The organism is Halorubrum sp. SD626R (assembly GCF_001261915.1).
Taxonomy (GTDB): domain Archaea; phylum Halobacteriota; class Halobacteria; order Halobacteriales; family Haloferacaceae; genus Halorubrum.
The window spans coordinates 46970-54923 of the sequence record NZ_CVRT01000076.1 but is presented as its reverse complement, the minus strand read 5'-3'; the positions used below and the strand labels follow the sequence as shown (position 1 = coordinate 54923).

Annotated in this window: 6 protein-coding genes and 1 pseudogene; 4 read left to right on the top strand and 3 right to left on the bottom strand. The window is 57.3% G+C overall.

The features are described 5' to 3' along the window. Positions 1–60: 60 nt before the first annotated feature. The 3 genes and pseudogenes from SD626R_RS17215 to SD626R_RS08285 all read left to right on the top strand — a co-directional run. A pseudogene (locus SD626R_RS17215) lies at positions 61–357 on the top strand (restriction endonuclease subunit S); the annotation flags it as partial. Between the two features lie 165 nt (positions 358–522). Next, positions 523–1167 (top strand): restriction endonuclease subunit S, encoded by a 645-nt coding sequence (locus SD626R_RS17390; RefSeq protein ID WP_255511530.1) that lies wholly within the window; start codon positions 523–525, stop codon positions 1165–1167. Next, positions 1167–4127, top strand: coding sequence for a type I restriction endonuclease subunit R (locus tag SD626R_RS08285; protein WP_092565581.1), 2961 nt, complete (start codon positions 1167–1169; stop codon positions 4125–4127). The genes SD626R_RS17390 and SD626R_RS08285 overlap by 1 nt, the downstream gene beginning before the upstream one ends. 46 nt (positions 4128–4173) lie before the next feature. Here the strand turns inward: SD626R_RS08285 and SD626R_RS08280 are convergent, their stop codons facing one another. Next, positions 4174–4962 carry a DNA adenine methylase gene (locus SD626R_RS08280; protein WP_092565579.1) on the bottom strand — a complete coding sequence of 263 codons (789 nt, stop codon included), beginning with the start codon at positions 4960–4962 and terminating at the stop codon, positions 4174–4176. Beyond that, the gene (locus SD626R_RS08275; protein WP_092565577.1) at positions 4962–5279 is read right to left on the bottom strand and encodes a hypothetical protein; all 318 of its coding nucleotides are present in this window, start codon (positions 5277–5279) and stop codon (positions 4962–4964) included. Before SD626R_RS08275 ends, SD626R_RS08280 begins: the two co-directional genes overlap by 1 nt. A 271-nt stretch (positions 5280–5550) precedes the next feature. On the opposite strand from SD626R_RS08275, the gene SD626R_RS08270 reads away from it, so the two are divergent. Continuing rightward, entirely contained in the window at positions 5551–6813 is a 1263-nt protein-coding gene (locus SD626R_RS08270) for a pentapeptide repeat-containing protein (protein WP_092565575.1), read from the top strand. A 61-nt stretch (positions 6814–6874) separates the two neighbouring features. Here the strand turns inward: SD626R_RS08270 and SD626R_RS08265 are convergent, their stop codons facing one another. Beyond that, positions 6875–7924: a Cdc6/Cdc18 family protein gene (locus SD626R_RS08265; protein WP_092565573.1), complete on the bottom strand. Its 1050-nt coding sequence runs from the start codon at positions 7922–7924 to the stop codon at positions 6875–6877. Between the last annotated feature and the right edge of the window lie 30 nt (positions 7925–7954).

Sequence of the window (7954 nt, the reverse complement as noted above, 5' to 3'; positions counted from 1 at the left end):
ATCTCGTCGAATTACAGGACGAACATGTAACTCTCTGAGGATTTCAACAGAGCCACATCTACAGAAATTGTCCCGGAAGGAACTCTTCTTATCGTTTCTAGATCTGGAATCCTTGAACACACTATTCCCGTTGCAGTGGCCACGAAAGAAGTCGCGATCAATCAGGACATCCGAGCATATGTACCACAAGAGGATAGAATTCAAGTCCGGTTTCTACGAGATGTGATTATTGGACATGAGCAGCCACTGCTAAAATTGTGGAGACAACAAGGCGCAACAGTACAGAGCTTAAATTCTCTTTCCGTTTCAGAGACGCCATTCCCAGTACCCCCGAAGAGCGTCCAGAAAGAAATCATAAACTACTGCTCTGACAAAGTGTCCGCGATAGATCAATCTATTTCAGCGGTTAATTCCTTGAAAAAGAGCCTAGATGAGAAACGAGTAACGCAGATTTGGGAGGAGATCACACACTCTAAGCCCACCGATAAAGAGCGATATGAGACTGAAATTCCATGGTTGGGTATGATCCCGGAAGATTGGGGTGTGGCGAAAATCGGATGGAAATATGATATCCAACTGGGAAAGATGCTGGATGAATCTGAGATCGTTGGAGATAATCTAGAACCGTATCTTCGGAACAAAGACGTTCAGTGGTGGGAAATTAATACAGAGGACCTTCCTCAGATGGATTTCACCGAACAAGAGAAATCCAAATACCAACTGAAAGAAGGGGATATATTGGTCTGTGAAGGTGGTGAAGCCGGCCGCAGTGCTATTTGGGAGGGATCCGATCAGGAAATACTTTATCAAAAAGCTCTACACAGGGTAAGACCGCGAAACAGCGAGCAGGTCCCTGAGTTTTTCTGCTACTTTATGGAATTTGCCGTGAAAAAGGATATATTCTCTTCAAAGACCAACCAAAGTACAATTGAACATGTCACGGTAGAAAAGCTAAGCAATCAAGAGATTCCCGTACCACCTTACGAACAGCAAAAAGAAATAGTAAGTAGACTATCGAATACGGTAGAAAAAATTGAGTCAGCGAAAGCTAACCTAGACCGTATTGAGACCTTGCTTGAAGAAAAGCGCCAAGCTCTCATCACCGCCGCAGTTACGGGTCAAATTGATATGTCTAAGGAAAAAGGTGTTACTCAAGGCGACGATTAATGAGTAAACCCTACGACGAGAAGGCCTTTGAAAACGAGATCGCGTCCGCCCTCCTCAATCGCGGCTACGTCGAAATGCCGAGCGATCGGTTCGACGCTGAACGCGGCCTCTTCCCCCAGCAGATCGTCTCGTTCGTGAAGGAGACCCAGCCAGAGGCATGGGAAAAACTGGAGACCGCACACAAGGGTAACGCCCGCCAGCGCTTCCTCCAAGAGCTCACCAGCGCGATCGAACGCCAAGGGACCCTCGAACTGCTTCGACACGGGCTTCACACGACGGGGACGAAGATCGACCTCGCGACGTTCCAGCCCAACACCGGGATCAACCCCGAACTCCAGCGAAAGTACGACGCCAACGTCCTCGGCGTCACCCAGCAGCTCCACCACTCCGCGACGAACCCCGACCGGAGCGTCGACCTCGCATTGAGCATCAACGGGATCCCGGTCGCGACCGCCGAACTCAAGAACACCTTCACCGACCAGACGTCGCAAGACGCCCGCGAACAGTACAAGAACCGCGACCCGAGTGAGCCGGTCCTCCGGTTCAAGCGCGGCGCGCTGGTCCACTTCGCGATCGACCAGAACGAGGTCTACTACACGACCGAACTCGACGGCGACGACACCAACTTCCTCCCGTTCAACAAGGGTCACGAGAAGGGTGGCGGGAACCCGCCGCGCGAGGACGACCACCGGACCGCCTACCTCTGGAAGGAGGTCTGGGAGAAAGACAGCTGGATGGACATCATCCAGCGGTTCATCCATATCGATACCGAGGAGATCAAGAAGGACGGCGTCACCGTCGAGGAGGACGAGACGCTGATCTTCCCGCGGTACCATCAACTGGAATGCGTCCGCCAACTGGTGGACAGCGCGAAACGCGAGGGCTCGGGCGAGGACTACCTCGTCCAACACTCTACGGGAAGCGGGAAGAGCAAGTCCATCGCGTGGCTCGTTCACCGCCTCGTCTCGCTTCATAACGACGACGATGAGGCTGTCTTCGACGGCGTCGTCGTCGTCACCGACCGGACGATTCTGGACGAACAGCTCAGGAACACGATCTACGAGCTCGACCACAAGACCGGCGTCGTTCACGGGATCACCGGCGAAAAGGGGCCGAAGTCGGAGGAACTCGCGGGGGCGCTCGAAGCCGGCAAGCCGGTCATCATCACGACGCTCCAGACCTTCCCGTACGTCATCGAACACACCCAGTCGCTCCCCGAGCGAGACTACGCGATCGTCGTCGACGAGGCACACAGCAGCCAGACCGGCGAGATGTCCGCCGAGATGAAGGGGATCCTCTCGGGCGTGGACGAAGAGGAGATCGAGGACGCCGAAGACGCCATCGTCGCCAGTGCCGAAGCCCGGAGCAAACAGCCGAACCTCAGCTTCTTCGCGTTCACCGCGACGCCGAAGGCGAAGACGCTCCAGATGTTCGGCGAGCCTGATGGGGACGGCGGCTACGAGCCCTTCCACCTCTACTCGATGCAGCAGGCCATAGACGAGGGCTTCATCCTCGATGTGCTCAGGAACTACACGACGTACGAGACGTTCTACAACGTCGCGAAGGTGGTCGAGGAGGACCCGCAGGTACCCGAAAAGAAGGCGGTCAAAGCCATCTCGCGGTTCCTGAAGCTCCACCCGCACAACGTCTCACAGAAGGTCGAGATCATCGTCGAGCACTTCCGGAACAACACGCGGCACAAGATCGGCGGGAAGGCGAAAGCGATGATCGTTACCTCCTCGCGCTCTCACGCCGTCCGGTACAAGAAGGCCATCGACGAGTACATCGAGGAGAACGGCTACAATCTGAGCGCGCTCGTGGCGTTCTCGGGCACAGTTGAGGACGACGGCCAGAGTTACACCGAGGAGGGGATGAACGACGGGATCAAGGAGTCCGAGCTCCCGAACGCCTTCGACAGCCAAGCGCACCAGGTCCTCGTCGTCGCCGACAAGTACCAGACCGGCTTCGACCAGCCGCTGCTCCACACGATGTACGTGGATAAGAAGCTCTCCGGGATTCAGGCGGTCCAGACGCTTTCCCGTCTGAACCGGACGCACCCCGGCAAGGAGGATACGTTCGTCCTCGATTTCGAGAACGAGCAGTCCGATATTAAAGAAGCGTTCGAGCCATTCTACGGGAAGACAACAGTTACCGAGGAGACTGATCCGCAACATCTCCAGCAGTTGGCGAGTGAGGTGAAGTCGTTCCGTATCTTCGACCAGAGCACCGTCGACCAGTTCGCCGAAGTGTTCTTTGATCCCGAAAACACCGGAACTGAGGGGGCACACGCGAAGCTGAGCAGTCTCGTCCAACCAGCGCGCGATGAGTTTGTCACGTCCGACGTAGAGACGCAGGAGGAGTTCCGATCGACGCTCCGCTCGTTCCTTCGCCTCTACAAGTTCCAGTCACAGATCGTCAGCTACGCGGATACGCACCTAGAGAAGCTCTACACCTTCGGACGGTTCCTCTACAAGGAGCTGCCGAAGGGGTCGGGGCAGCCCGATGTCGAGTTTGACGACGAGCTCGCGCTCCAATACTACCGGCTCGAAAAGTCGGAGGAAGGAGAGATCGATATCGACACGACCGACGGGAAGGTACAAGGTCCGACCGAGACCGGAACCGGTGGAGGAGGTGACGATGACGAGGTCGAGCTTTCGACCATCGTTGAGAAGATCAACGAGAAGCTCGGCACCGACTTCACCGAAGCAGATCAGCTCTTCCTCGAACAGCTGAAAGAGGATGCACTCGAAGACGATCACCTCCGTCGGTCTGCGCGGGTCAACAGTCGCGAGAACTTCGCACTAGAGTTTGACAGCGCACTCACGGACATGTTCATCGACCGGATGGACCAAAACGAAGAGCTGTTCGCTGAATTCATGGACAACGACGAAGTTCAGGAGGTCATCACGGAGCATCTTCGTCAGCAGGTGTATCAGGAAAGTCAGCAGGCGGAAGGGTAGGGTAGTCGAACAGTGGTCTCGTCCTCTCAGCACGTCTCTTCTTGGTTCACACCCCCTCCGGGTCGAAATTTATCACCAACCGCTCTTTCGCGTCCTTCGCCTCGCCACGCTTCCCGCTGTTGATGAACCGCTTCTCGTCGCGGTCGAGCACGTACACGTCCTCGAACGTCTCCGGTAGGTCCTCGTACGAACAGATCCAGTCGCCCTCCAACCCTGCGAGCCCGTCAACGAGCGCCTCGTGGTCAATCGTGTTCACGAGGTAGTAGTCCTCGTAGCCGACGTACGGGGGGTCACAGTAGAATACGGTGTCCTCGCTGTCGTACTTCTCGAAGACGTCGGCCCAGTCGAGGTTCTCGACGACCACGTCCCCAAATCGCTCCGCGAACTCGTCGAGGCGGTCGACCTTGTTCGCGTACGACAGAGCCCGGCTTCGGACCTTGGAGGTCCCGAACCCGGCTGGGGCCTCGTACTTCGCGCCCCACTGCGTATACCGGAGGTAGAAGAACTGCCCGGCGCGCTCGATCGGGTCGCTGGGCCGGTAGCCGTGGTAGAACTTGTGCGCCCACTCGTCGTGGAGCTCCCGCGAGTACGGCGTCGCTTCGAGCCACTCGATCAGCTCTCCGGAGCGGTCGCGAAGGACCTCGAAGAACTGCACGAGGTCGCCGTCGCGGTCGTTGTACACCTCGACGTCGCTCGTGTCTGGGTCCTTGTTCGCGAGCACGCCGGCGGCGCCCCCGAAGACTTCCACGAAGCAGGCGTGCTCCGGGACCTGGTCGAGGATCCACGACGCGAAGCGACTCTTCCCACCGGGGAACGGGAATACGGCGTCTGCCATCAGGTGCCCCCGTCGAGCCGCTCGCCGACTAGGTCCGCGACGCGCTCCACCCACTCCGGCATGTCGACGTCGTGAGCACTGTGGCCCTCGCAGAAGGTCCGCGTGACGTCGAGCGTGCCGTTCACCATCCGCGCGTCGAGCTGCCAGTCGAGCTGGTTCGCCGCCTCGATCTCGACGCGGAGCGTGGAGTTCGCGTCGACGCTGACGACCGCACGAGCGTGGTTGGGGCTGCGACCGCGAATCCGCTCGTCGGCGAGGTTGACGTCGAACTCCGTCGTCTGTGCGTTACCGTCGTGAACCGGCTGCTTCGAAGCCATACTGCTCGCTGGTTGTCGGTTCCGGTTTAGTCTGACCCGGACGGTTCCGGACGGTTCCGGACGCCGGTAAGCGGCACGCGGTCATGTAGTTTGTCGTCTTCGGGATGGGTTCCAGATGTCCGAACCGGTCGACATCGTATTGTGTTAGTCCCGCTATATGACGCCCACTGATCACAACATTCTGCTGACGTGATCGGCCGATAAACTCGGAGATATATTTCAGTCGAATTATACCCTAGGTTATTATTGTGATCCTGAGTGAAATGTGAGTATGGGCAGCTCCGAGTATGAGATCCCTAACGATTCGGCTGTGTCACCCGGGGATATTGAATCAGGTGCTGACCTCGGGGGCGCTGATCTCTCGGATGCCGCGCTTATGGGAGCAAACCTCTCGGAAGCCGACCTGCGAAATGCGGATATCACGGGTTCTGTCCTAGTTGAGGCCGATCTCACTGGGGCCACTCTATCAGGTGCTGATCTCACAGATGCTGATCTATATCGAGCCAACTTGGCGGATGCTGATCTGCGTGACTCCGATCTTTCGGGGGCCAACCTAATTGATGCAGACCTCTCTGCGGCCACTCTGGAAGGAGCCGATCTTATAGATGCTGATCTGTATCATGCAGACCTCTCGGAGGCCACACTAGTTGGTGCTGATCTTTCAGAGGTTGATTTATACCGCGCTGACCTCCCAGAAGCTACTCTGCGTAACGCCAACCTTTCGGAAGCCACCCTCCGTAAAGCCGATCTTTTTGAAACCGATCTTTATCATGCCAACCTCTCGGAGGCTGATCTCTCCCGTACTGGTCTTTCAGAGACGAACCTTCGCAACGCCGATCTCATAGAAGCCAACTTGCGAAACGCTGACCTCGTGGGTGCCAATCTTCGTGACGCCGACCTTTCGAAGGCCGACATAGCTGGTGCAGACATCTCTACGGCCAATCTAACGCGCTCTCAGCTAGAGGATGTGCTTCTATGGAACACATCTCTTTCAGGAGTATTAGTCTCCCGAGAAACCGCGTTTGATGCGCCGAAGGAACGTATTGAACAACTAGCAGATGACGAAGAGACGAATTCTCTCACCGATCCCACTGATCGTTATGATGCGATAGCGAGGGCAAATAACGAACTCAAAACTGTGTACAGTAACAACGGGCTCATTAGCCAAGCTAGGAAAGCCCGCTCGCGAGAGCGACGTGCTCGCCGCCGTGAGGCCAAGGCTGATGATACAATTCAAGGCACAGTAGCTTGGCTGGGATCGCTTCTATCGCGGTTGACAACCGGTTATGGTGTGGACTTACGTCCGGTGATCCTCGTCATGATAGCGCTGTTTCTCGGTTCAGCAGTGGTGTACTCAACGAGTGAGATGAGTCTCGGTAGAAGCCTATATTACAGTGTAGTTACATTTACGACGTCACCACCTGGAGATCCAGATCCGGGTCTGATGCGTGTAGTCGCCGGAATTGAGACCTTCTTGGGCACAACGATGATTGTGTTCCTCGGCTACGTCTTAGGCGCCCGCGAGCAGGTATAACCGCCCGCGGGTTATGCAAACACAGCTGGAATGAAGACTCAGAACCAGAATCATTGCATGACTAGGATTTGCTGAGAGTATCGTCTTGGCTGTCAACCCCCACGAGACTGTAGCGCTTCGTCCCGCCACGCTGCTCGACATCAACGAGGTTGTAGTGATCTAGCTTCGGTAAATGGTTCTCCCGGAGGTACCGTAGTGTCACCGGGTCATCGTGGGTTTCCTGGTACCGCGCGTACAGTTCCTTCTGTATGAGGCCGTCCTCCTCGGCGAGGACCTCGTACAGTGCCCGCTGATGGGTGTTCAGTTTTGAGATCGTTTTCTGGCGGACTTCTTGCTCGGCGTCGGCGACCGCGTCATCGACGAGTCGGGCGGGGATCGTCGAGAGCCCCTCGCGACTGGCCATCTGCGCCCCAACTCGCAGCGCTGTGATCGCCTGGCGCGCGTCTCCTTCAGAGAGGCGTGCGATACGCCTAAGAATGTCTTCGTTGACGGCACCGGGGTTGAGTCCCCCGCGAGCTCGGCGGGTGAGGATTTTCGTGATAGTGTCTTCGCCGTAGGTGTCGAACCGAACTCGGTAGGCGACGCTGATCCGCGAGGTGATCCGGTCGTCGAGGTCGGCGAGGAGGTCGACCTCGCGGTTCGCGATGCCGATCCACGAGAGTCCGTGGATATCGTGGAGGTCGTAGAGCACCTCGGTCCCGCGGAGCTGGTCGACCTCGTCGAGGATGACGACGCCCGGGCCGCGGAGGTTGTTCGTGATCAGGTCGATGAGCCGGCTGGTCGAGGACGATCGCGGAAGCGCCGCGCCGACCAGGTCCCGAGCGAGCTGTTCAAGCACCGCGTTCCTAGTGTAGTCCCGCCAACAGTTAACGTAGGCGTGGGGGACTTCGAGGACTTCCTGCCGGAGCTCGCGAACGGCGGCTCTCGCGACGGTCGTCTTCCCGACACCGGAGGGGCCGAACAGGAAGCAGTTCTCGGCACGAAGCCCGTCTTCGATCGGCGCGAGGGCGTTCGTCACCTCATTCATGTGGCTATTCCGGCCGACAATCGGGGAGGGCAGGTGATCGTCGCCGAAGATCCTTCCGTCGCGTATCACGTCTGAATCGGTCATGGCGGGGAAACATAAGCCGACCCCCGAGTG

Bases quoted from the DNA above. Each gene is read 5' to 3' on its own strand.
- SD626R_RS17390 (WP_255511530.1), top strand. From the start codon at position 523: ATGATCCCGGAAGATTGGGGTGTGGCGAAAATCGGATGGAAATATGAT.
- SD626R_RS08285 (WP_092565581.1), top strand. From the start codon at position 1,167: ATGAGTAAACCCTACGACGAGAAGGCCTTTGAAAACGAGATCGCGTCC.
- SD626R_RS08280 (WP_092565579.1), bottom strand. From the start codon at position 4,962: ATGGCAGACGCCGTATTCCCGTTCCCCGGTGGGAAGAGTCGCTTCGCG.
- SD626R_RS08275 (WP_092565577.1), bottom strand. From the start codon at position 5,279: ATGGCTTCGAAGCAGCCGGTTCACGACGGTAACGCACAGACGACGGAG.
- SD626R_RS08270 (WP_092565575.1), top strand. From the start codon at position 5,551: ATGGGCAGCTCCGAGTATGAGATCCCTAACGATTCGGCTGTGTCACCC.
- SD626R_RS08265 (WP_092565573.1), bottom strand. From the start codon at position 7,924: ATGACCGATTCAGACGTGATACGCGACGGAAGGATCTTCGGCGACGAT.